Annotated in this window: 19 protein-coding genes; 14 read left to right on the top strand and 5 right to left on the bottom strand. The window is 32.5% G+C overall.

The features are described 5' to 3' along the window. Positions 1 to 347: 347 nt before the first annotated feature. A complete protein-coding gene (locus Q0975_RS03120) occupies positions 348 to 1,163 on the bottom strand; it encodes a mechanosensitive ion channel domain-containing protein (RefSeq protein WP_299432944.1) in 816 nt (271 codons plus the stop codon). A 216-nt stretch (positions 1,164 to 1,379) separates the two neighbouring features. On the opposite strand from Q0975_RS03120, the gene Q0975_RS03115 reads away from it, so the two are divergent. From Q0975_RS03115 to Q0975_RS03100, 4 genes are all read left to right on the top strand, one after another. After that, entirely contained in the window at positions 1,380 to 1,964 is a 585-nt protein-coding gene (locus tag Q0975_RS03115; protein ID WP_299432942.1) for a HupE/UreJ family protein, read from the top strand. 85 nt (positions 1,965 to 2,049) lie between these two features. Beyond that, the gene (locus Q0975_RS03110) at positions 2,050 to 2,481 is read left to right on the top strand and encodes a dCMP deaminase family protein (protein ID WP_299432940.1); all 432 of its coding nucleotides are present in this window, start codon (positions 2,050 to 2,052) and stop codon (positions 2,479 to 2,481) included. A gap of 20 nt (positions 2,482 to 2,501) precedes the next feature. Then, entirely contained in the window at positions 2,502 to 4,058 is a 1,557-nt protein-coding gene (locus Q0975_RS03105) for a S41 family peptidase (RefSeq protein ID WP_366888063.1), read from the top strand. A gap of 361 nt (positions 4,059 to 4,419) precedes the next feature. Then, positions 4,420 to 4,734, top strand: a complete 315-nt coding sequence (locus Q0975_RS03100) for a hypothetical protein (protein ID WP_299432934.1) — start codon at positions 4,420 to 4,422, stop codon at positions 4,732 to 4,734. Between the two features lie 12 nt (positions 4,735 to 4,746). Here the strand turns inward: Q0975_RS03100 and Q0975_RS03095 are convergent, their stop codons facing one another. Then, entirely contained in the window at positions 4,747 to 4,944 is a 198-nt protein-coding gene (locus tag Q0975_RS03095) for a hypothetical protein (protein WP_299432931.1), read from the bottom strand. Then, positions 4,945 to 5,517 carry a MarC family protein gene (locus Q0975_RS03090; RefSeq protein ID WP_299432928.1) on the bottom strand — a complete coding sequence of 191 codons (573 nt, stop codon included), beginning with the start codon at positions 5,515 to 5,517 and terminating at the stop codon, positions 4,945 to 4,947. It lies immediately after the preceding gene. A gap of 114 nt (positions 5,518 to 5,631) precedes the next feature. On the opposite strand from Q0975_RS03090, the gene Q0975_RS03085 reads away from it, so the two are divergent. The 3 genes from Q0975_RS03085 to Q0975_RS03075 all read left to right on the top strand — a co-directional run bounded on the left by Q0975_RS03085 (position 5,632) and on the right by Q0975_RS03075 (position 9,803). Further along, the gene (locus Q0975_RS03085) at positions 5,632 to 6,201 is read left to right on the top strand and encodes a DUF3109 family protein (RefSeq protein ID WP_299432925.1); all 570 of its coding nucleotides are present in this window, start codon (positions 5,632 to 5,634) and stop codon (positions 6,199 to 6,201) included. Positions 6,202 to 6,281: 80 nt separating this feature from the next. Then, the gene (locus tag Q0975_RS03080; RefSeq protein ID WP_299432922.1) at positions 6,282 to 6,920 is read left to right on the top strand and encodes a hypothetical protein; all 639 of its coding nucleotides are present in this window, start codon (positions 6,282 to 6,284) and stop codon (positions 6,918 to 6,920) included. 54 nt (positions 6,921 to 6,974) lie between these two features. After that, positions 6,975 to 9,803 carry a CHAT domain-containing protein gene (locus Q0975_RS03075; RefSeq protein WP_299432919.1) on the top strand — a complete coding sequence of 943 codons (2,829 nt, stop codon included), beginning with the start codon at positions 6,975 to 6,977 and terminating at the stop codon, positions 9,801 to 9,803. 214 nt (positions 9,804 to 10,017) lie between these two features. Here the strand turns inward: Q0975_RS03075 and Q0975_RS03070 are convergent, their stop codons facing one another. Both Q0975_RS03070 and Q0975_RS03065 read right to left on the bottom strand, forming a co-directional pair. Further along, positions 10,018 to 10,752: a hypothetical protein gene (locus tag Q0975_RS03070; RefSeq protein ID WP_299432916.1), complete on the bottom strand. Its 735-nt coding sequence runs from the start codon at positions 10,750 to 10,752 to the stop codon at positions 10,018 to 10,020. Then, complete coding sequence (locus tag Q0975_RS03065) at positions 10,753 to 11,295, bottom strand: sigma-70 family RNA polymerase sigma factor (protein ID WP_299432913.1); 543 nt, start codon at positions 11,293 to 11,295, stop codon at positions 10,753 to 10,755. Between the two features lie 106 nt (positions 11,296 to 11,401). On the opposite strand from Q0975_RS03065, the gene Q0975_RS03060 reads away from it, so the two are divergent. The 7 genes from Q0975_RS03060 (at position 11,402) to Q0975_RS03030 (ending at position 22,788) form a co-directional block, all read left to right on the top strand. Continuing rightward, positions 11,402 to 12,754, top strand: coding sequence for an OmpA family protein (locus tag Q0975_RS03060; protein ID WP_299432910.1), 1,353 nt, complete (start codon positions 11,402 to 11,404; stop codon positions 12,752 to 12,754). Between the two features lie 480 nt (positions 12,755 to 13,234). Next, a complete protein-coding gene (locus Q0975_RS03055; RefSeq protein WP_299432907.1) occupies positions 13,235 to 14,212 on the top strand; it encodes a ribonucleotide-diphosphate reductase subunit beta in 978 nt (325 codons plus the stop codon). Between the two features lie 322 nt (positions 14,213 to 14,534). Next, positions 14,535 to 17,006 (top strand): ribonucleoside-diphosphate reductase subunit alpha, encoded by a 2,472-nt coding sequence (locus Q0975_RS03050; RefSeq protein WP_299432904.1) that lies wholly within the window; start codon positions 14,535 to 14,537, stop codon positions 17,004 to 17,006. 295 nt (positions 17,007 to 17,301) lie between these two features. Continuing rightward, a complete protein-coding gene (locus Q0975_RS03045; RefSeq protein WP_299432901.1) occupies positions 17,302 to 17,799 on the top strand; it encodes a zinc ribbon domain-containing protein in 498 nt (165 codons plus the stop codon). 1 nt (position 17,800) lies between these two features. Continuing rightward, on the top strand, positions 17,801 to 18,556 hold the full coding sequence (locus Q0975_RS03040) for a CPBP family intramembrane glutamic endopeptidase (protein ID WP_299432898.1): 756 nt from the start codon (positions 17,801 to 17,803) through the stop codon (positions 18,554 to 18,556). A 7-nt stretch (positions 18,557 to 18,563) separates the two neighbouring features. Then, on the top strand, positions 18,564 to 19,907 hold the full coding sequence (locus tag Q0975_RS03035; protein WP_299434225.1) for a deoxyguanosinetriphosphate triphosphohydrolase: 1,344 nt from the start codon (positions 18,564 to 18,566) through the stop codon (positions 19,905 to 19,907). A gap of 253 nt (positions 19,908 to 20,160) precedes the next feature. Beyond that, positions 20,161 to 22,788, top strand: a complete 2,628-nt coding sequence (locus tag Q0975_RS03030; RefSeq protein ID WP_299432895.1) for a T9SS-dependent M36 family metallopeptidase — start codon at positions 20,161 to 20,163, stop codon at positions 22,786 to 22,788. Positions 22,789 to 22,820: the final 32 nt, after the last annotated feature.

The raw sequence follows: 22,820 nt of genomic DNA, 5'->3' as shown, positions 1-22,820 counted from the left end.
AGGATGTTTTAATGAATTAAGTGTCCTGGTTTTTAAATTTTCAAAGAAAGTATGTGTCATTTTAAATGTAGTAAAAGGTTTTACTCAATTTTGATAAAAGTGATGCTATTTTCTAATCGAAATATCATAGGAGCGTTCTTTCTGAAATCTATAAAAAATATTTTTTCCCTTAGATCTTTAATATTTAATGTGCGTTAGTACATACAGCATTTGTTTTGTGAGTTTTTCATAGAGGATGATGTCTCCTTTATTTTATTATGAAGTAGGATATAGCGAATGTAATAGCTTTTGTTTTAGCTAGAAAAAGAAAAAGGCCTCTTAACAAGAGGCCTTTTATAATTCATTTATTATTTCACATTATGGATGTGAACATCTCTTTGCGGATAAGGGATTGAAATACCAGCGGCATCCAATGCATTTTTGGAACCTTCTAAAGCTTCAAAATAAACATCCCAATAATCTGCTACATTGGCAAATGGTCTTACGACTAGGTTGATAGCATTATCGCCAAGTTCACTAACAGCAACTGTAGGAGCTGGATCTTTTAAAACCTTTGGGTTATCAGTAAGAACTTTCATAATAACGTCTTTAGCTTTTTTGATATCATCCCCATAGCCAATCCCGATATTAAGATCTACTCTTAGTGTTCCATGCGAGGTGTAATTAATAATGTTTCCATTGGATAAAGTCCCATTAGGAACTATAGCTTCTTTGTTTTCAGGGGTAGACAGTTTAGTAGTGAAAATTTCAATTTCTTTAACAACTCCTAGAACACCTTGTGCCTCAATTAAATCTCCAATTTTGAATGGTTTAAAAATCATAATGAGTACACCTCCAGCAAAATTTGCCAAAGATCCCTGTAATGCTAAGCCAACTGCTAAACCAGCAGCTGCAAGTATGGCGGCAAAAGATGTGGTATTTACTCCTACCGTGCCAAAAACAGCAAGGATTAAAAGAATTTTTAGCAACCAGCCTAATAAGTTGGTCAGAAACTTTTGGAGACTTTCGTCATAATTCCTCACGGTCATGAGTTTAGAAATTCCTTTCATCATTTTTTTGATAATCCAGGAACCAATAATCCAGATCAGAATAGCACCAATAACTTTAGGACCAAAATCTATTATAAAATCTAATCCTTTATCCAACCATTTTTGAATATCCATATACAAGCTTTTTAAATTAATGATTTGTAAAACTTAAAATTAATGATTTATGTTCTTGATATCTTAATACACTTGGTAAGAATGATAAAAATTCGACAAATAACCATTGAACCCCTTAAAGAACTAATAATCCTAAAATTTTTATAAGAGTTCCTACAAAACTTCTAGATTCCTCTTTTTAATTGTACATTACACAACCTCAAAAAAAATAAAATTATGTCAGAGTTTTGGCTTTATTTAAAGCTTGGTTTATATCACGTATTGGATTGGCAAGCATATGATCATATACTTTTCTTAATAATACTTACAGTAGCCTATACTTTTGATAATTGGAAAAGAATTCTCTTGTTAGTCACTTTGTTTACTTTAGGTCACACTACTTCTTTATTTTTAGCAGCATATGATGTGGTTTCTGTAAACTCTAAGCTTGTTGAATTTTTGATCCCATTAACAATTTTGGTAGCGGCAATATTTAATGTTTTTACCGCTGGAAAGACTGCCAATAAAAACAAAATTGGAGTTTTATACGGAACAACTATTTTCTTTGGTTTGATTCATGGACTGGGCTTCTCTAGTTTCTTTAATGCAGTTAGTAGTAATGTTAGCTCAAAAATTTTACCATTGATTGAATTTGCTTTAGGAATAGAGATCGCGCAACTTATTGTAGTAGTAATAGTTCTTATTATAAGTTTTATTATTCAAACGATTTTTAGATTTTCTAAACGTGATTGGATATTGGTTATTTCTTCTGTAGTAATAGGGATGGTTATTCCTATGATAATTGCAAACAGAATTTGGTAATTAATTATCAATTAGGGTTGTATTTGACACATAGTCATAATATATTCGTATTTTAAAAAGTATAAGTGATATCCAATTTTTTTATATGCCAAAGAAAAAGCAGCTTAAATATGATAAAGCCTATCTTAGGATAGCGAGAGAGTGGGGGAAGTTATCCCATTGTGACAGGAAAAAAGTTGGTGCGGTTATTGTAAAGGATAGAATGATTATTTCTGATGGATTTAATGGAACTCCAACAGGTTTTGAAAATCCCTGTGAAGATGAAGAAGGGTATACAAAATGGTACGTACTTCATGCAGAAGCGAACGCAATTTCTAAAGTTGCTTCTTCTACACAATCTTGCAAGGGGGCCACGTTATATATAACACTATCGCCTTGTAAAGAATGTAGTAAGTTAATTCATCAGGCTGGAATTAAAAGAATTGTATATCAAATGGGATATAAAGATAACTCGGGACTTTCATTTTTGGAGAAAGCCGGTGTAGAAATAGAAAAGATTACTGATTTAGACGATTAATGGGTTATTCAAAAAAATACTTGCCATTATTTATTGGTTTGGCGATGGGAGCGGGAGTTTTTTTAGGAAGTAAACTCGATTTTAGCAACCCGTCAGCTAAGCTATTTTCTTATAATGCTAAAAAAGAAAAATTAAATCGACTTATTGATTATATAGATTATGAATATGTTGATGAAATCAATACCGATAGTATTGTAGATGTTACAGTGAACAGAATTCTAGAAAACTTAGATCCACATTCTGTATATATACCGCCAGAAGAATTAGAAGGTATTACGGAAAGTATGCAAGGAGATTTTATAGGTATTGGTGTAAGTTATTATCCTTATAGAGATACTATTTCTGTTATTAACACAATTAAAGGAGGACCTAGTGAACAATCAGGAATTATTGCTGGAGATCGAATCCTTATGGTGGATCAAGATACCCTTTATGGAGAACGTTTGAGTAGAGATGGATTAGCAGACAAACTTAAAGGAGAGCTAAACAGTCAGATTCAGTTAAAAGTATATAGAAAAGGCACCGGTATATTTGATGTGGTAGTAAAACGCGGTAGAGTTCCATTAAAAAGTGTTGATGCCAGTTATATGCTAAAAGAAAATATAGGATATATAAAGGTAAATCGTTTTGCCGAAACTACATATAAGGAGTTTAAAAAAGCATTGGATTCTTTACAGGATTTGGGAGCAGAGAGTTTGGTTGTTGATTTGCGGGATAATGGAGGAGGTTTTATCGCTCCTGCTTTAAAAATGGCAGATGAGTTTTTGAAAAATGATGAACTTATCATGTTTACCAAAAATAAGAAAGGAGCAATAGAAAATAACTATGCAACTCGTAACGGGGATTTCGAAAAAGGAAATGTCTATGTCTTAATTAATGAAAATTCTGCATCAGCAAGCGAAATTTTTGCAGGAGCTATACAAGATAATGACCGAGGAATTATTGTGGGAAGAAGATCTTATGGTAAGGGATTGGTACAAAGAGAAATGGCATTGGGAGATGGTAGTGCGATTCGATTAACAATTTCTAGATATTATACGCCAACAGGTAGATCCATTCAGAAACCTTATCAGAATGGTAATAAAGAATATTTTAATGAATATTTGGAGCGATATAAAAATGGCGAATTACAAAACGTTGATAGTATACAAGTTGCGGATTCTTTGAAGTTTAAAACTCCTGGCGGCAAAACAGTATATGGAGGTGGAGGGATAATCCCTGATATTTTTGTCAGTAAAGATACAACCAGAGTTGGAGAGACATTAAATTATATGTTAAGATCTGGAAGAATGGGTCGATATATATTCGAAGAGCTTGATAAAAAGAGAGCGTTTTACAATAAGCTTACGAAAGATGAGTTTAAACAAGAAATAGAAATTGATGATGATTTTGCTGAAGGATTTTTGACGTATACCAGAAAAAGAGGTGTCGATATTAATTTAAAAAATTATAGAGACCAGTTAAAGAAGTATCTAAAAGCTATTATGGCGCAGCAGTTATTCGGCACTAGTGAATTTGAAAAAATCATTAATGAAGATGATAAAATGATTCAAAAGGTTTTATCGATCTCTCAATAGAAAACGCAAAACAAATTCTAAGTATGGAAACACTAAAAATATTTCTTGCAATTTTCTGCTTTTGTTTTTTTTTAATATCTGTTGTAATTACACTTCTAAACAATAGTGCTTCTGTTTTTTTGAATTATGGGATTTTTGTGCAATCATCGTATCCACCTACATCGTTAATAAAACATCATATAAAGGATACATCGGATGTAGTATTTGAAAAATCCTTGAGAAAAGCTTTAGTGTTAAGAAGATTACATGAGCTTTTTATAATTTTTTCGTTAATATGTGGGATTTCTCTGGCGATATTAACATTTTAATGATATTTTTAAAACAGAAAAGAGATTTTTTTAATCTTATCTAGGCCCCAAATATGTCAGAATTAACAGAATATCTAATAGCGATTGCCATTTGCTCTCCACTTTTTTTCTTTATAGTGGCAGTGGCATTTAGGTTGTTAGATAATAGCGCTTCTATATTTTTGGATAATGAGATTCTTGTAGACTCTTCATATGTGTCTGGGGATTTAATTAGAGAACATATAGAAGGCACAGAAGATTTAAAGCTAAAAAAATCTTTAAAAAAAGCGCTTATTTTTAGAAAATTGCATAATCTTTTTATGATTCTCGCAGTGATATCACTACCTCCAGTAATCATAGCTTGCTTCTTAATACCTTTTATAGCTTAAGTGTTTTATCGATCAATTTCTGCGTTTTTGCTGTATAGCACGAGAAACTAATAAGATAAGCAATAGAATGATTACACACGCTGATGCCAGAATACTTATAAGTGCAGTTTTGCTATCACCTTTCAGGATATTATTAAAGTCTAAAACGGTAGCATTATAAATAATTAAAGAAGTTGCTATGACAATTAAGAGGTAAATAAAATACTTCATTTAGAATAGGCCTTTTATATTAGTTGCGAATAATTTCACCGCAATAGCGAGTAAAATTACACCAAATATTTTTCGAATAACATTAATCCCTTGTTTTCCTAATACTTTTTCGATTTTCCCAGAAGCTTTTAGAACAATATATACAAATATGATATTGATAATAATGGCAATTACAATATTAATAGGTTGGTATTCTGCCCTAAGTGATAAGATAGAGGTCATTGTTCCGGCTCCTGCAATCAGAGGGAATGCTAAAGGAACAACTGCAGCAGTTTCTGGTTCATCATCTTTATATAACTGAATCCCTAAGATCATTTCTAATGCTAAAAAAAATATAATAAAAGCACCTGCTACAGCAAAAGAATTGACATCAATACCAATAAGATTAAGAATCTCTTTACCAACAAACAAGAATAGTATCATTAAAATAGCAGCTACAATAGAAGCTTTTTCGCTTTGTATATGTCCTACTTTTTTACGTAAATCAATAATGATAGGTATACTTCCTACGATATCAATTACCGCAAAAAGAATCATACTTGCAGTTAGTATCTCTTTTAAGTTAATTTCCATATTAGTAGATTTTTAAGGTTGGCGCAAAAATACATAGACTACGCACAACAAAAGTAGCATAAAAAGATAAATAATCAGTAAAATTTATCTTTCATAAAAACATATCTTCGCGATATGTTTCAATTAGGAAAAACAATAGTTTCAGAAGATATCATAGAAAAGGATTTTGTATGTAATCTTTCAGCTTGCAAAGGAGCCTGTTGTATAGATGGGGAAGCCGGAGCACCATTAGAGGATTCAGAATCCCAAAAACTCGTAGAAATATATCCTATCGTAAAATCGTATCTTAGAAAAGAAGGTATCGAAGCAATTGAAAAACAGGGTGTTTATGTTAAAACGCCTAATGGCGAATTAGAAACTCCGTTAATTAATGGAGCAGATTGTGCATATGTCATATTTGATAAAAAAGGTACGGCCTTATGCGCTATTGAAGAAGCATATAATCAAGGAGAAGTGGATTGGAAAAAACCCATATCTTGTCATTTATACCCTGTTAGAGTACAGGATTACACAGAGTTTTCTGCGGTAAATTATCATAAATGGGAAATTTGCGATGATGCCTGTACCTTGGGTAAAGAGCTACAAGTACCAGTATATAAATTTGTGAAGCAAGCATTGATCCGTAAGTTTGGAGAAGATTGGTATATGGAGTTAGAAAAAGTAGCGAAAGATCTTAGAAAATAAATTTTCTTATTTTTATGTAGTAAGATGTTAACCTTCTTACTTAGATTACTACTAACAAGAAAACCAAAACAATAACTTTTATGAAAACAATTAAAGTATTTGCATTGATATGCTGCTTTTTGGCTGTATGCTCTTGCACAGAGGATGATGATGATATCATTGTCTTGAATTCTGAGGATACCGGAGTATTCTTAGCGGAAGATTTAATAATCTTTAATCTACAAGGAGAAAATAACCTTTTGAATTTAGAAAAAGATGCCTTAGAAACCTTACTAGGACAAACTGATAATCCTGATGAAATAGCTAGTCTTCAAGAACAAATTGCGGAAATAGAAATGAATCTGGCTTCAAATAATGATGATATAGCCAGTTTTGAAGGGATTATCCTCCAAGCCCAGGAAGATCAAGGTATAGTGTTTATTAGAATACCGCCTCGTCCTCCTCTGCCCGGTCCTTGCGGTACAGCAAATTGCCCTCCGAAATTTGAAAACCTGAATGTCATAATTTTTATTAGACCATTATTGGAACTTTCAGCTAGTCTGAATAACAATAATCAAGAACCTTTAGGAGTATTTGGAGAGTTAGAGATTTATCAAGATGGTCCATTTCAGAGTGTTAGTTTTGAATCTTCTAATCAGTCAAGCAATTTCGCTATTTTAGAACTTAATTTTCAGATAGAGAATGTTCAAGAATCAATTACTGTGGAAGGAACTTTTTAAATGTTTATTTATTTCATAATGATTAAATTAGCTTCAGCAATGAAGCTTTTTTTTATGAAAAAAATTAAACACATAATACTCCTTATGTTGATTGTTTTGACTCCGGTCAATTCACAAAGTCAAGAGACTGTCCCAGAATTAGACGACTTACTGGATAAGGGGTTTCAGTTTTTATATACAAACTCAGATAGTTTGGAGTTTTATTTTGAAAAAGGATATAAAATTGCTCGAAAAGAAAACGACATTAAGGCAAAGTTGACGATTTTATCGTATTTAATTTTTGCTAACGACTATCATAATAATCTTAATAAAGTAGTATACAATATCAAAAGAACTGATTCTCTAATAAATTCAGATAGTTTGTATGATACTGTCGATGATAAACTAGCTTATAAAATTAGGTTAGTTTTAGATAAAGCAAATTATTATTACAAAATAAGAAATGATACTAAATCACTGCAGACTATCGAAGATCTTTTCGAGATTATTAATAAAACTCCGGATTCTTTGTTGGGGTTAGGTAGAAATGATTTAGAACTTACCTTAAATAATTATAAAGGAGATATTTATTATAGACAAGGAAAAAATGAACTGGCAAAACAGTTTTACAATAAGAATTTAAAAAGCAGTAACGGAGGCTTTATTGCAAGTACGAATATGTTATTGTCAAAAGTATATTTGGATGAAAAAAACTATCAAGAGTCAAGCGCTCTTATTTTAAAAGCGTTAAGCTTTTATGAGAAAGTTTATGCCGAAAATTCTAATCAGTTTAGGAATAATATAATTGCAACATATCAAAAACTAGCGGATAATTATATTAAACTTAAGAATACAGAAGCAGCTCTTCAGGCACTTAAAAAAAGTGAAAAGTATTATGTAGACAATGATGCCTTTGAACGAATAGCAGAACTCATCTATGGAGATATTTATACATCAGACAAACAATTCGATAAGGCGGAAACCTTTTATCGATCATATCTTGCAAAAACAAAAGTATATAGACAAAATCAAAAACATCAGGATGTTGCTGAAGCATTTTCTAGATTAGGTAGATTATACTTGGCAAAAGGAAACCCAGAAAAAGCACTAGAGTTTTATCAAGAATCTTTGATACAATTAATACCTAGTTTTGAGAATAAGGAAATTAAAGATAATCCTAATCCCAAAAAAGTATTATCTAAATTGGAGTTAGTTAAGATATTAAAGGAAAAACTGGAGGCACTACAGTTGTTGTATAAAAATAATAATCAAATAGAAGATCTTAAACTAGCTTTTGCAACGTCTCATGATATTATAAAGACATTGGATTTATTGAAGCCTGAGTTTGAAAGTAAAATAGATAAACAGTTTTTAATAACGGAGATGTATCCTGCTTTCCATAGAATGGTAGCCGTGGCATATGATCTTTATGAAGCGACCAAAGAATCAACATATATAGCTGATGCCTTTTACTTCTCTGAAAAAAGTAAAAGTGTTTTGTTGTTAGAAGCTGCTAGGAGCACACGAGCTAATTCTTATGGAGGTGTTCCCGAACAAATAATAGATAAAGAACAACAGTTTAGAGCTAATATTATTTATTTGGAAAAGAAGTTTTTTAATCAAAAATCTAATACTGTAGTTTTTGATTCATTGTTCCAGCTTAAAAACAAATACTATAATTTTATATCTGATATCGAACGCGATTACCCAAAGTATTATGATCTAAAGTATAATGCCGAAGTGGTTAGTTTAGAGGATGCTGCCTCTGGGATTATTAAGAATAAGGCACTACTAAGTTACTTTTCTACAAATACAGATTTGTTTTTAATAACAGTAGAAAATGATAAGAAAAATTTTCATAAAATACCTTTTGGAAAGAAAGATCGAGAAAGGATTACAAAGTTTTATTCCTTATTGTCTACAGTAAATAGTAAGGATTTACCTGATATTTATAAAGAAGGACATTTAATATATGAGAAACTTCTGAAGAACCCACTACAAGAAATTCAGTCTAAAGAGCTTATCATTATTCCAGATGATGTATTGAATTATTTACCGTTTGAAGCTTTATCAATATCAAAAAATTCTGCAAATTATTTGATTCAGGAATATCAGATTTCTTATACAAACTCTGCTACATTCCTTAGAGAGCAACAAAATAAGGTGAAAACGGATAAGAATCACTTGCTAGCCTATGCCCCAAGTTTTGAAAGAACTAGTAAACAAGTGCAGCAAGATAGATCCGATTTTGGACCTTTATTATATAATACGGATGAGGTGGCTCATATCACAAAATTCTTTGATGGAAAAGCTGTTACAGGTGATGAAGCTTCTCTAGTATCCTTTTCAGAAAATTCACAAACCTATAATATGTTGCATTTTGCAACACATGCGGCGACTAATGATGAGTTTCCAGATTATTCATATTTGGCATTTGCTCCTAATGATGAAGGTGAAAATAGTTTGCTATATGTTAAGGATCTCTATGGATATAGTATTAATGCTGATTTAGTAGCTTTAAGTGCTTGTCAAACAGGATTGGGAAAACTTCAGAAAGGTGAAGGAATGCTTAGTCTTGCAAGAGGATTTAGCTACGCTGGTGCTAAGTCTTTGGTTACAACTTTATGGAAAATCAATGATCAAACTACGTCAGAATTAATGCAGGAATTCTATAAAAACCTTAATGAGTCCTTACCAAAGGACGAGGCATTGAGAGAGGCTAAACTAACCTACCTGAGAACAGCAGATGATGAATTTCTAACACACCCTTATTATTGGTCAGGATTTATGATTTCTGGCGATACTACAGCGCTTCAAACGAATTCTTCTTACCTTTGGTGGTTACTATTGCTAGGGATTCCAATACTTTTTGTAGCGGTTAGAAAAGTAAGAAGTTTACTGTAGTGATACTATTTAACGTGAGTTCGATATAAGAAAACAGACACAAATAAGTTAAGTAGCTGAAAATAAAAATTTTTAGTTTCCTCTCCCTCTGGGAGAGGATTAAGGTGAGGGTTTTTGATATGAAAACCCCTCATCCTAACCTTCTCCCCAAGGAGAAGGAATTTGATTAGATTTTAAAACACTGAATAACAGTTCTTATTATATCGAACTAACGTTATTTAAGTTGTTGTAAGAGTTTTTCAGCAGCTCCTTTTTTAAAGCTTCCTTTTTCTACAATTTCTTCTAATAAAAGAATAGCTTCTTTTTTCCTGTCTTCTTTTAAATAAGCAAGAGATAGATACCATTTTCCTCTTTCTGATAATTCATCATTCAGAGTAATATGTTTTTCTAATAATGGAATTGCCTCTTTTACTTTATTAGATGCTAGTAAAGAATTAGCCTGATATAAAAGAAAATAAGGTCTTTTTGTTGTTTCATATAATTTTCCAAACTGATCAGTGGCTAATTCATAATCTTTACTTTCGTAAGAAGTAAAAGCAATAACCTCCTCATTGTCATTGTTTTCGCCACGGACAATAGGAGTTACAACATTTTTATACGGTTCGAAATTATCTGCATATAGTGCATTGGTGTCAACCGTAAAAGGATTAAAGACCGTTATTCCTCCAATGGCAACTATTAATAAGATAGAAGCGGCAACTAGTAATTTTTTATAATTAAATAAGGGTACAACTTTGGTTTCTTTAGCGGTGATTTTAGCTTCAAATCCAGCCATACTTTTTCTTAATTGATCTCTATCTTCGGTACCTGTAATTACTTTTAAATTTTTTAAAAGTTCAACATCATTTTTAAATGTGGTGTCGCTTTCTAATAGGCTATTAAACTGATCTCTTTCAGAAGGAGTCAGCGCCGACTGTAAATATTTGTCTATTAACTCTTCTCGTTCCATTTAAACGGGGGTTTTAATTAATTCTTTTAGGGATTTCAAACAACGAGATTTTTGACTTTTTACGACATTTTTATTTTCGTAGCCTAAACTTTCTGTAATCTCATCAATTGTTAGTCCCCGATAATAGAATAAGGTTAACATTTCTTGACAACGTTTTCCAAGATTTTTAAAATGCTGTCGTAATAATTGTTGCTCTGGAGTTAATTGTGGTTCTTCAAAAATTTCTTCAGCATCAGATGTTTCTTTGAAATCTACGCTGTTTTCATAAGAAACTGTTTTTTTCTGTTTTTTGAGCTGATCATAGATCATGTATTTCCCAATGCTAAATAAATATGTTTTAGTAGAGCTTTTTATATTTTCTAACTTACCATTTATTGCATGCTCCCGCAGTGCAATAAATGCTTCCTGATACACATCTACAAGAGAATCGTGATCTAGATCATATTTTTTAGCAAACTGTAAAAAAGCATTTCGATACTCATTATAAATCTTTTCTAAAGCTTGATTCTGACCTTTTTTTAACGTTAAGAGTTCTTCCTTCATACTTTGTAACCTGACGATAGGGTAATAGGTTCATCTTATTTTCCGAAGATAAAGTTAACCTTTTTTATAAAAAGCGCACAAAGAGATAAAACCAAACATAATAATTATGAAAACAATAAAGCAAATTATAGGAATAACGATGTTCTTTTTCTTCTTGTTAGCACCTCAGCATACAGAAGCTCAATTTTGGAAAAAAGTTGCAGAAACAGCGGAAAAAGCTGCAGAGAAAACCGTTTTAAAGAAAACAGAAGAAAAAGTATCTAAAAAAACAAGTAAGACAATTGATGATACAGTCGATGGGAAACCTAAAAGCAAGAAAAAGAAAAAGAACAGGAAAAAGAAAAAAGGAGCTGTTATTTCTTCTGATAATGAAGATGGGAAAACAATAAGTGAAACTAAAAATATGGAACCTTCCTTTGCAGCGTATTCCAAATTTGACTTTGTAGCGGGTGAAAATATCATTGCTTTCGAAGATTTTAGTCAGGATGAAATAGGTGATTTGCCTGCTCGTTGGAATTCTTCAAGTTCTGCAGAAGTCGTGACCTTAAATAATGAAGAAGGTCGTTTTATCCAAATCGGTACAGGAACTGGATCCTATGTTCCTGAGTTTATAGAAGAATTTCCTGAAAATTTCACATTAGAATATGATGTAGTGTTTGATTTTGATGTTTCGAAATATGCATATAAGCGTGATCTTCACATTGTTTTTTCTGATGTAGAAAACCCAGGATATGAATTACAAAAAGGTACTCCTGGAACAAATGGATTCTCTTTTGCTATTCGAGGAGGAATAAGTGGTGGCGGAAAAGTTGATATTCAGAAATACTGTGCAGATCGTAAATTAAATTTGCGTTCCGATAAGCAAATAAGTCAATTAAATAAAGATAATAGTGGTAGAGGTCAAAAAATGCATGTTTCTATTTGGAAGCAAAAGCAAAGAATGAGAGTTTATATAGATGATAAGAAGGTGTTTGATATTCCAAGAGCATTTGAAAAAAATACAGTAGTTAAAAATCTAAAGTTTTTCTCGGAAACAACACCCGAAAACACATTTTACTATATAGGCAATGTTAGGTATGCAGTTGGTAAACCTGATATGCGAAATAAACTGATTACTGAAGGGAAATTAATTACGTATGGGATTACTTTTGATACTGGAAAATCCGCAGTAAAATCCGAATCTTATGGTACTATTAAAAAGATTGCCAATGTCCTTTCTGAAAATCCAACAGTAAAAGTTTTAATCATTGGACATACGGATGCTGATGGAGATGAAACGTCTAATAAGAAACTCTCAGAAAAAAGAGCAGCGTCAGTAAAAGTAGTGCTGGTTAACGAATTTGGGATTGATGCTTCTAGGTTAGAGACTGAAGGTAAAGGAGAAAACGATCCAATCGCTAAGGAAAATACCCTTGAAGCTAAAGCAAAAAACAGGAGGGTAGAACTTAAGAAAATCTAAAGCTCAAATATTTACTTCAAAAAGGATAAGAGACTAATAAAAATACAAGCTAGAATTTTTTAACTCGAAATCATCTCTATATTTCGAAATGATTTTGAGTTTTTGCATAGTATTTTCTGTAATTTTTATTTTTTTGAATAAAAAAATGACGGTTTTTAACATACGGTTTTGCCGTAAAACTATCCCTTTTTGTGATTTGTTTTTTTAGTGCAAAAAACGTTGTTAGCAAGTGAAAAATAAGAGATTTTTGAGGTTACTAACAACGTTGTTTATATCTTTCTAAATACAATTAAAATTCTGATATACAGTGCTTTGAGTCAAACCTAGGTATTGTTGTTTTTTAGCTGTTAATTCCCATCGTGTTGAAAACTTTGTTGAAAACGTTTGCTAACTTTTTGTGAAACTTTTAGTGCATTTAATGATCTTTGTTAGTCCGTAGCGGAAACGAAAAAAAACATAAAACTAGCTAAAAGAAAAAAGATGAATGCAGTAGAGCCAATCTTGCAAGAAAATAAAGACAGATTTGTAATTTTTCCTATCGAACATCATGATATTTGGGATTGGTATAAAAAATCTGAGGCTAGTTTCTGGACAGCAGAAGAAATAGACTTACACCAAGATATTACGGATTGGGCAACTAAGTTAACAAATGATGAGCGATATTTTATCAAACATATTTTAGCATTTTTTGCTGCTTCTGATGGTATAGTAAATGAAAATTTAGCAGAGAACTTTGTAAATGAAGTTCAATATAGCGAAGCAAAATTCTTTTATGGATTTCAGATTATGATGGAGAATATCCATTCTGAAACATATTCTTTGTTGATAGATACCTATGTGAAGGATGAAAAGGAAAAAAATATTTTGTTTAAGGCAATAGATAACTTTCCTGCGATTAAGAAAAAAGCAGATTGGGCTTTAAAATGGATTGAATCTGATTCTTTTGCAGAGCGTTTAATTGCGTTTGCAGCAGTAGAAGGAATTTTCTTTTCTGGAGCGTTTTGTTCAATTTTCTGGCTAAAGAAACGTGGTTTGATGCCAGGTCTTACGTTTTCTAATGAATTGATTTCTAGAGATGAAGGAGTGCATTGTGATTTTGCAGTGCATTTGCATAATAAACACTTGGTAAATAAAGTTCCTAAAGAAAGAATTCGTTCGATTATAGTAGATGCTTTAAATATAGAAAGAGAGTTTGTTACAGAATCACTTCCTGTAAGTTTGATTGGGATGAATTCTAAATTAATGACGCAATACTTAGAATTTGTTACTGACAGATTATTAGTAGAGTTAGAGTGTGAAAAAGAGTACGGCACGGCTAATCCATTTGATTTTATGGATATGATCTCGTTACAAGGAAAAACTAATTTCTTCGAAAAGCGAGTTTCAGAATACCAAAAAGCAGGAGTACTTAATAAAGATACCGAAGAGAATAAAATAAGTTTTGATGCCGATTTTTAAGCTTTAAAAATCATTTCAGAATAAAAATACATTCATTCTGAGCTAATCAAGAATAGGACTTCTATTTAAATAGCGATTAGCTCAGTTTGATAAAGCTTTCTATAAGCTTTACAAAAAAAAGACAAAAGAAGGCGAAAGTCATATAATTATATTTTACTTAATAAGAATAACTCTGGTTATTATAATAGACGGAGGTTTCTTTTTAGTATCCGATTTCGGGGGAAATCATTTGTGAATTTTAGTTTTCAGTAGATAAAAGGAGTAGTAACACAGATTAATATCACATTTTTCAGAAGAAGAATTTTATAAAAACCAAAAGCGTATGTATGTAGTAAAAAGAGGTGGTCACAAAGAGCCAATTATGTTTGACAAAATTACCGCAAGGGTAAGGAAGTTATGTTATGGATTAAATGCTCTTGTCGATCCAGTGAAAGTAGCAATGAGAGTGATAGAGGGATTGTATGATGGGGTAACTACTAGTGAGCTGGATAATTTGGCTGCAGAAATTGCTGCTACCATGACGATTGCGCATCCTGATTACGCTAAATTGGCGGCTCGTATTTCGGTCTCTAACCTACATAAGAATACTAAAAAGACATTCTCTGAGGTTGTTACAGACTTGTATGAGTATGTAAATCCTAGAACAGAGAAGGAAGCACCATTAATCTCAGATGAGGTGTTTGAAGTGATTATGGCTAATAAAGAGAAACTGGACTCTACAATTATCTACAATCGCGATTTTGGTTACGATTATTTTGGTTTTAAAACATTAGAGCGTTCATACTTGCTAAAAATTAATGGTAAGATTGCAGAACGCCCTCAGCATATGCTAATGAGAGTTTCTATAGGGATTCATTTAAATGACCTAGATGCAGCCATAGAGACGTATGAGTTAATGTCTAAAAAGTATTTTACACACGCTACGCCTACATTATTTAATTCAGGAACACCAAAGCCACAGATGTCATCTTGTTTTCTTTTATCAATGAAAGATGATAGTATAGATGGAATATATGATACGCTAAAGCAAACTGCTAAGATTTCTCAATCTGCCGGTGGAATCGGATTATCTATACATAATGTACGTGCTACAGGTTCATATATTGCGGGTACAAATGGAACTTCTAATGGAATCGTTCCGATGTTACAAGTGTTTAATGATACTGCACGTTATGTGGATCAAGGTGGAGGAAAACGTAAAGGTTCTTTTGCAATCTATGTAGAACCTTGGCATGCAGATATTTTTGATTTCTTAGATCTTAAAAAGAATCATGGGAAAGAAGAAATGCGAGCACGTGATTTATTTTACGCAATGTGGATTCCGGATTTATTTATGAAACGTGTGCAGGATGATGCAGAATGGACTTTAATGTGTCCTAATGAATGTCCTGGATTGTTTGATATCCATAGTGATGCTTTCGAAAAAGAATATTTACGTTTCGAAGCTGCTGGAAAAGGGCGTAGAACCATAAAAGCAAGAGAGTTGTGGGAAAAAATTCTGGAATCTCAGATCGAGACTGGAACACCATATATGCTATATAAAGATGCTGCAAATCGTAAGTCTAATCAGCAGAATTTAGGTACAATCCGTTCTTCTAACTTATGTACTGAGATTATGGAGTACACAAGTCCTGATGAAATCGCGGTATGTAACTTAGCATCCATTGCATTACCAATGTTTGTTAAAAATGGGGCATTTGATCATGAAGAGCTTTTTAAAATTACAAAACGAGTAACTAAAAACTTAAATAAAGTAATAGATCGTAACTACTATCCTGTAAAAGAAGCGGAAAACTCTAATATGCGTCATCGCCCGATTGGATTAGGAGTACAAGGATTGGCAGATGCATTTATTATGTTACGTCTACCTTTTACTAGCGATGAAGCTAAAAAAATAAACCAAGAGATTTTTGAGACTTTATACTTTGCGGCTGTTACTGCATCTATGGAAGAAGCTATGGCAGATGGACCGTATCAGAGTTATGAAGGATCACCTATTTCTAAAGGTGAATTCCAGTATAATTTATGGGGAATCAAAGATGAAGAGTTAAGTGGTCGTTGGGACTGGGCTAGTCTTCGTAAAGAAGTGCTAGAGCATGGAGTGCGTAACTCATTATTAGTTGCACCAATGCCTACAGCATCTACTTCTCAGATTTTAGGAAATAATGAAGCTTTTGAACCATACACAAGTAATATATATACAAGACGTGTATTATCAGGAGAGTTTATTGTAGTAAACAAACACCTTTTAGAAGATCTTGTGCAATTAAATCTATGGAGTGATGATCTTAAGGATGCTATTATGCGTGCTAATGGATCTATCCAGAATATAGATATTATCCCTCAAGATCTTAAGGAGCTTTATAAAACTGTTTGGGAATTGAGTATGAAAGATATTATCGATATGTCTCGTCACAGAGGATATTTTATTGATCAGTCTCAGTCACTGAACTTATTTATGGAAGGTGCAACAATGGCAAAACTTACTTCGATGCATTTCTATGCTTGGAAGAGTGGATTAAAAACGGGTATGTATTATCTGAGAACTAAATCTGCGGTAGATGCAATTAAGTTTACGCTTAAAACAGAAAAGAAAGAACAGCCACAAGCAGAGCAAGTAGCGGTTGCTGCGGCACAAGTAATGGAAGCGCAATCTGCTCCCAAAACACAACCACAACCTGAAGCAGTGCAAGTTGCGGTTGAAGGTACAGCGTTGACTCCAGAAGAACTTCGTGCAATTATTGAGCAATCAAAAGAAGCAGAAGGAGATGATTGTTTAATGTGTGGGTCATAATGATACTTTGATTTCAAGAGCGTAAGTGAATTGAAATTATAGTAGCACTAATCCTGATAGAAATTGGGAGTTTTTGAAAGTATTTATCGTTTATAACTTGAAATTATAGGGATCAAGTATAGACATTTATATAGGGTAAAAGGGAAGTTTTCGTAAGATTACTTCCCTTTTTTGTGTTTTAAAATTTGAAAAAAAGCATAATATCGGGTAACAATTGTTGCCCTTAAGGCACTTAATATAAGTAAGAATAATTTTTTAGTACATTTAACTACCCTCATTTATTAAACCTACCTATATGGAAGAAATAACTATCCAACAACCATTGTGTTCACAGTGCAACACTGAAATAACTTTAGAAACAAAGTTTTGTACGAATTGTGGTTTTCCAGAAAATGGAGATGAAAAAGAAAAAGCGATTTATCACGCCAAAAAGGCGATGAAGAAAAATCAAATAAAAGACAATGATAAAAAAATCAATTCTGCCAGAACCACTCTTTATTGGATGGCAGGAATATTCTTCGTGTCAGGGTTGTTTTTGTTTTTTATTTTAGATGATATAGGAACGTTAATAGCAGGAGTTATTTTAGCTGTTATATATTTAGTATTAGCGTATTGGTCTCAAAAAAAGCCATTTGCAGCAATATTATCCGGATTACTTTTATATTTAATGGTAATTGCTCTAAATGTTATTATGGAACCAACAACTTTGTTTAAAGGAATTATTATGAAAATTATCATCTTAAGTTTCCTAATAAAAGGAGTGTATTCTGCTTCTCAAAACTCTAAAGAGTAAGATGAATACTATGGTTTGTCAAACGTGTAATACATCTTTAGAAACAGTAGCGAATTTTTGTCCTAATTGTGGAACATCGATTAAGAAAACTAAACTAAAAGAAAGAAATGAACATCTTAATTTAGTGATTGCTTTTTATATTGTGATGTTGGTTTTTCTTATAGCTAATTATTTTTTATACCAAGAAAGCAGTTCATTGGTACAAGAAATTGCTACCGAAAGTGTTTTTGCGTTAATAATTGTTGGTTTCACTTTTTTCGATTTTAAAAATATCATTAAACTATATAGGTTTCCTAAGGTTGATCTTCTAGCACTTATAGGATATCTTTTGATACCTTTTGCTAGTGCTTTTGTAGTGTATTATTCAGTAGAATTTATTAATGTTCAATTATCTGAGGAGACGTATAATTATTATTTAGGATATATTGATTATCCTAATCCAATGTTTTGGGCAATTCTTTTTATAGCTATTTTTCCTCCTATTTTTGAAGAATTAGGGTTCAGAGGTTTTTTGTATAATCAATTAAACAAAATTACGAGCACCAAAGTTACTATTATTCTTACAGCATTTATTTTTGCTTTGGTTCATTTTTCGATTATATCTTTATTGTGGATCTTTCCGTTTGGGTTGTTACTGGGGTATTTGAGACATAAATACAATACTTTGTGGATAGGAATGATAATTCATTTCATACATAACTTCATAGTGTTATATTTGGACTATTATTATTTTGATAGCACATTGTTAGAATTCTGATTGTATGATGAACTGGGAACAGCTCCTATCTTTAAAAAGACAGGGAGATACGAATAAAAGATTACGTAAAGAACAAGATGAAACTAGATTAGGTTTTGAAGTAGATTATGATAGAATCATATTTTCTTCGGCGTTTAGAAGTTTACAGGATAAAACACAAGTAATTCCATTATCCAAAACTAGTTTTGTACATACCAGATTAACGCACAGTTTAGAAGTTTCTGTAGTAGGACGTTCTTTGGGTAGAGTAGTTGGAAAAAAAATCTTAGAAAAACATCCACATCTTACTACCATACATGGGTATCAGTTTAATGATTTTGGAGCAATTGTAGCAGCAGCTTCCTTGTCACACGATATTGGGAATCCGCCTTTTGGGCACTCAGGAGAAAAAGCTATTGGAGAATATTTCGCCACGGGAAAAGGGAAAAAATATAAGGAACCGTTGACTGCTAAACAATATCAAGATCTTATAGATTTTGAAGGAAATGCTAATGGGTTTAAAATTCTAACAGAATCCAGACAAGGAATAGAAGGAGGATTGCGATTGTCCTATGCCACGCTTGGTGCTTTTATGAAGTATCCTAAAGAATCTCTGCCAAAGAAGCCAACTTCTCATATTGCTCATAAGAAATTTGGGTATTTTCAGAATGAAAGCTCTTTCTTCAAAGAAGTAGCAGAAGAAGTGGGGTTGCTTTCACATCAGATAGGAAATGAAACTACTTATAGTAGACATCCGTTAACTTTTTTGGTAGAAGCTGCAGATGATATCTGTTATACTATTATAGATTTTGAAGATGGTATTAACTTAGGGTTGATACAAGAAGAATACGCTTTGGAATATCTTATTAAGTTAGTAAAAGAAACTATTAATACTACAAAATATAACAGCTTAGCAACTACTGCGGATCGTCTAAGTTATTTAAGAGCATTAGCAATTAACACATTGATACAAGAAGCAGCACGTACTTTTGTTCAGTACGAAGAAGAAATCTTATCAGGAGATTTTAATACTGCATTGATTGATAAAAGCAAGTATCAAGCGCAGATTGATGATATTATTAAAATTAGTGTAGATAAGATTTATCAAAGTGCAGAAGTTGTGGAGAAAGAAATTGCAGGATACGAGATTCTTGCTACCTTATTGGATCGCTACTGTACGGCAACCGATAATTTTAATAATGATCGAGCTTCTAATTACGATAAACTTATTTTAAAAGCTGAAGGGGATAATTTCGATTATAAAAATGAAGATTTATATACTAGATTGATAAGCGTTAGTAATTATGTTGCCAGTCTTACCGATGGGAATGCATTATTGAAATTTCAGAAGATACGAGGATTACAGGTGTAATGATTTTTGATTAAAACTAGATAATCTAACAATTCAGCTAATTAATTATCTGTCAATAATTTAACATTTTTGTTAAATAAAACACATAAAATAACCTCTTTAGGTTTGTAAAATAAAAATATAATCAATAAATGTTATTGTTGAAAAGGAATTCTATATTTTTAACATGAAAAAATTGCTAGATTCTTCACTAGGAAATGTATTTCTGTGTAAAAAATCTTCTTAATTCTTTAAACTCAACTATTTTTTTAAAATGAAAAAAAATTATTTAAAACTCTTTATTATTCTAATAGGAATAAATTTTGGTTTTGCTCAAAACCAAGATGAGATCGTTAACATAAAGGAATACCTGATTAATTCTGGAATGGATCAAAAAGATGTAAGTGACCTTAAAATACAGTCACAGTCTTTTTCTAAAAGCATGAACTTGACAAATGTGTACGTTGTGCAGCAGCATAATGGAATACCTATTAAGAATAACGTAGGTAATTTTGCTATTAAAGATGGAAAAGTTGTGCATTTTTCAGGAAAACTTATCAATGATGTACAATCTAAGGTTAATACAGCAAGAGCAGAGTTATCCGCTACAAATGCAGTACAAAAAGCTGCAATAGCTCTTAACCTTACGGATATTAGTAATGTAACAATTATAAGTAAATCAAGTGCTACTAAAGTAATGGTGTCTAAATCAAATATATCATTTGATGAAATCCCAGTAGAATTAGTATATGAACTAATCGATGAAAAACTAATGTTATCTTGGGATTTAAGTATACACGCAAAAGATGGTAAGAACTGGTATAGTGTTAGAATTAATGCGGTGAATGGAGAAATAGTCAGTAAGAACAATTGGATGAATAACTGTACTTTTGATCATAATACTTTCTCCAAAAAAGAAACAAGTACTAATAAAACAAATGCGCTTGATTCTAATACAAAATCTGAGAACTTACCGTTACTAATGGATGGTACTTATAATGTATTTCAAATTCCAGCAGTAGAGAGTCCTAATCATGGTAGCAGAACAATGATAACAAATCCTGCGAATGCAGTAGCGTCTCCATTTGGATGGCACGATACAGATGGAGTTGCGGGAGCAGAATTTACTACAACGCAAGGTAATAATGTTTTGGCTTCAGACGATTTGGACGGTGATAATTCTCCAGGAATTCAACCAGACGGAGGTGTAAATCTTATATTTGATTATCCATTTGATCCTGCGGCACAAATCTCCGCATATCAGAATGCTTCTATAACCAATATGTTTTATGTGAGTAACGTAATACACGATGTTTGGTATCAGTATGGTTTTGATGAAGCTTCGGGAAATTTTCAAGTTAATAATTATGGAAATGGAGGTGTCGGAGGAGATGAGGTATTTGCGGATGGACAAGATGGTTCTGGTACTAATAATGCTAATTTTGGAACCCCACCAGACGGATTCAATCCCAGAATGCAAATGTTTTTATGGAATCCGGAGAATCAATTTGTTTTTACTATAAATAATACGCCATTAGCTGGTTCATATTCAGTCGTAAATAATGCTTTTAGATTTGGGTCGATTGAGCCACCTTTTTTACCTGCTGGGATTACTACAGATTTAGTATTGGCAGTGGATAACAATGCAACTCCAGATCCTAATGATGCGTGTTCAGATATTACTAATACGACAGAAATCAATGGAAACATTGCTGTAGTGAGAAGAGGAGAGTGTGATTTTAGTGCTAAAGTTTTAGAAGCTCAACAAGTTGGTGCAGTTGCTGTATTGGTTGTAAACAACGTTCCTGGAGATATAACGATGGGTGGTGACGGTAGTAATTTAATAAGTATTCCAGCCTTTAGTATTAATCAGGCAGATGGAGAAGCACTTATAACACAATTAGCAAGTGGTGCGGTCAATGCTACATTGGCTGCTGAATTAAGAGAAAATTGGATAGTGGGAGCGGATGGATCTTTTGATAATGGAATAATAGTGCACGAATATGGACACGGAATTTCTACACGTCTTACTGGGGGTGCATCTAATTCTGGTTGTTTGTCTGGAGATGAGCAAATGGGAGAAGGTTGGTCTGATTGGTTCGCATTGATGATGACAATTGAATCTGGAGATACAGGTACAGATGCAAGAGGGATTGGTACTTATGCTATAGGACAACCAGTAACTGGAGGAGGAATTAGACCTTTTCCATATAGCACAAATATGACAACAAACCCTGTTACTTATGCCAGCGTTAGTGATGAAACTCGATTCTCCGTTCCTCATGGAGTAGGATCTGTATGGGCTTCTGTATTATGGGACATGACTTGGGCTTTTATTGATCGAGATGGTTTTGATGCTGACTTGTATAATGGAACAGGAGGAAATAACCTTGCTATGCAATTAGTAATAGATGGTCTTAAGCTACAAACATGTCGTCCAGGTTTTGTTGATGGTCGTGATGGAATTCTTGCTGCAGCAGACCTATTACCAAATAGTACAGCTAATAAGTGTTTGATTTGGGATGTTTTTGCTAGAAGAGGTGTTGGTTTTAGTGCTGTACAAGGGGCTTCATTCGACAGAACTGATCAAATCGAAGCTTTTGACTTACCACCAACAGGAACTTTGGATTGCTCAACATTAAGTGTTGATGATTTTAATGCCGGAATCTTTAAAATAGAACCAAACCCATCAAGAGGAATCTTTAATATAAGGGTTTCAGAAAATATAGGTAATAGTAATATTTCTATTTTCAATATGAATGGTAGGTTAGTCTTTAAAGAAAAAGCACAACTCGAAAATTTACATAGAGTGGAAACGGATCTGAGATCTGGAATTTATTTATTAAGAATTGAATCAGAAAATGGTACTGCGATTTCTACTGCTAAGATTGTAGTAGAGTAGTAATAATAATCTATAAAATTTATAACAAAGAG

It is taken from the genome of uncultured Aquimarina sp. (assembly GCF_947500065.1).
Taxonomy (GTDB): domain Bacteria; phylum Bacteroidota; class Bacteroidia; order Flavobacteriales; family Flavobacteriaceae; genus Aquimarina.
This window is presented reverse-complemented; position numbering and strand designations above follow the sequence as displayed.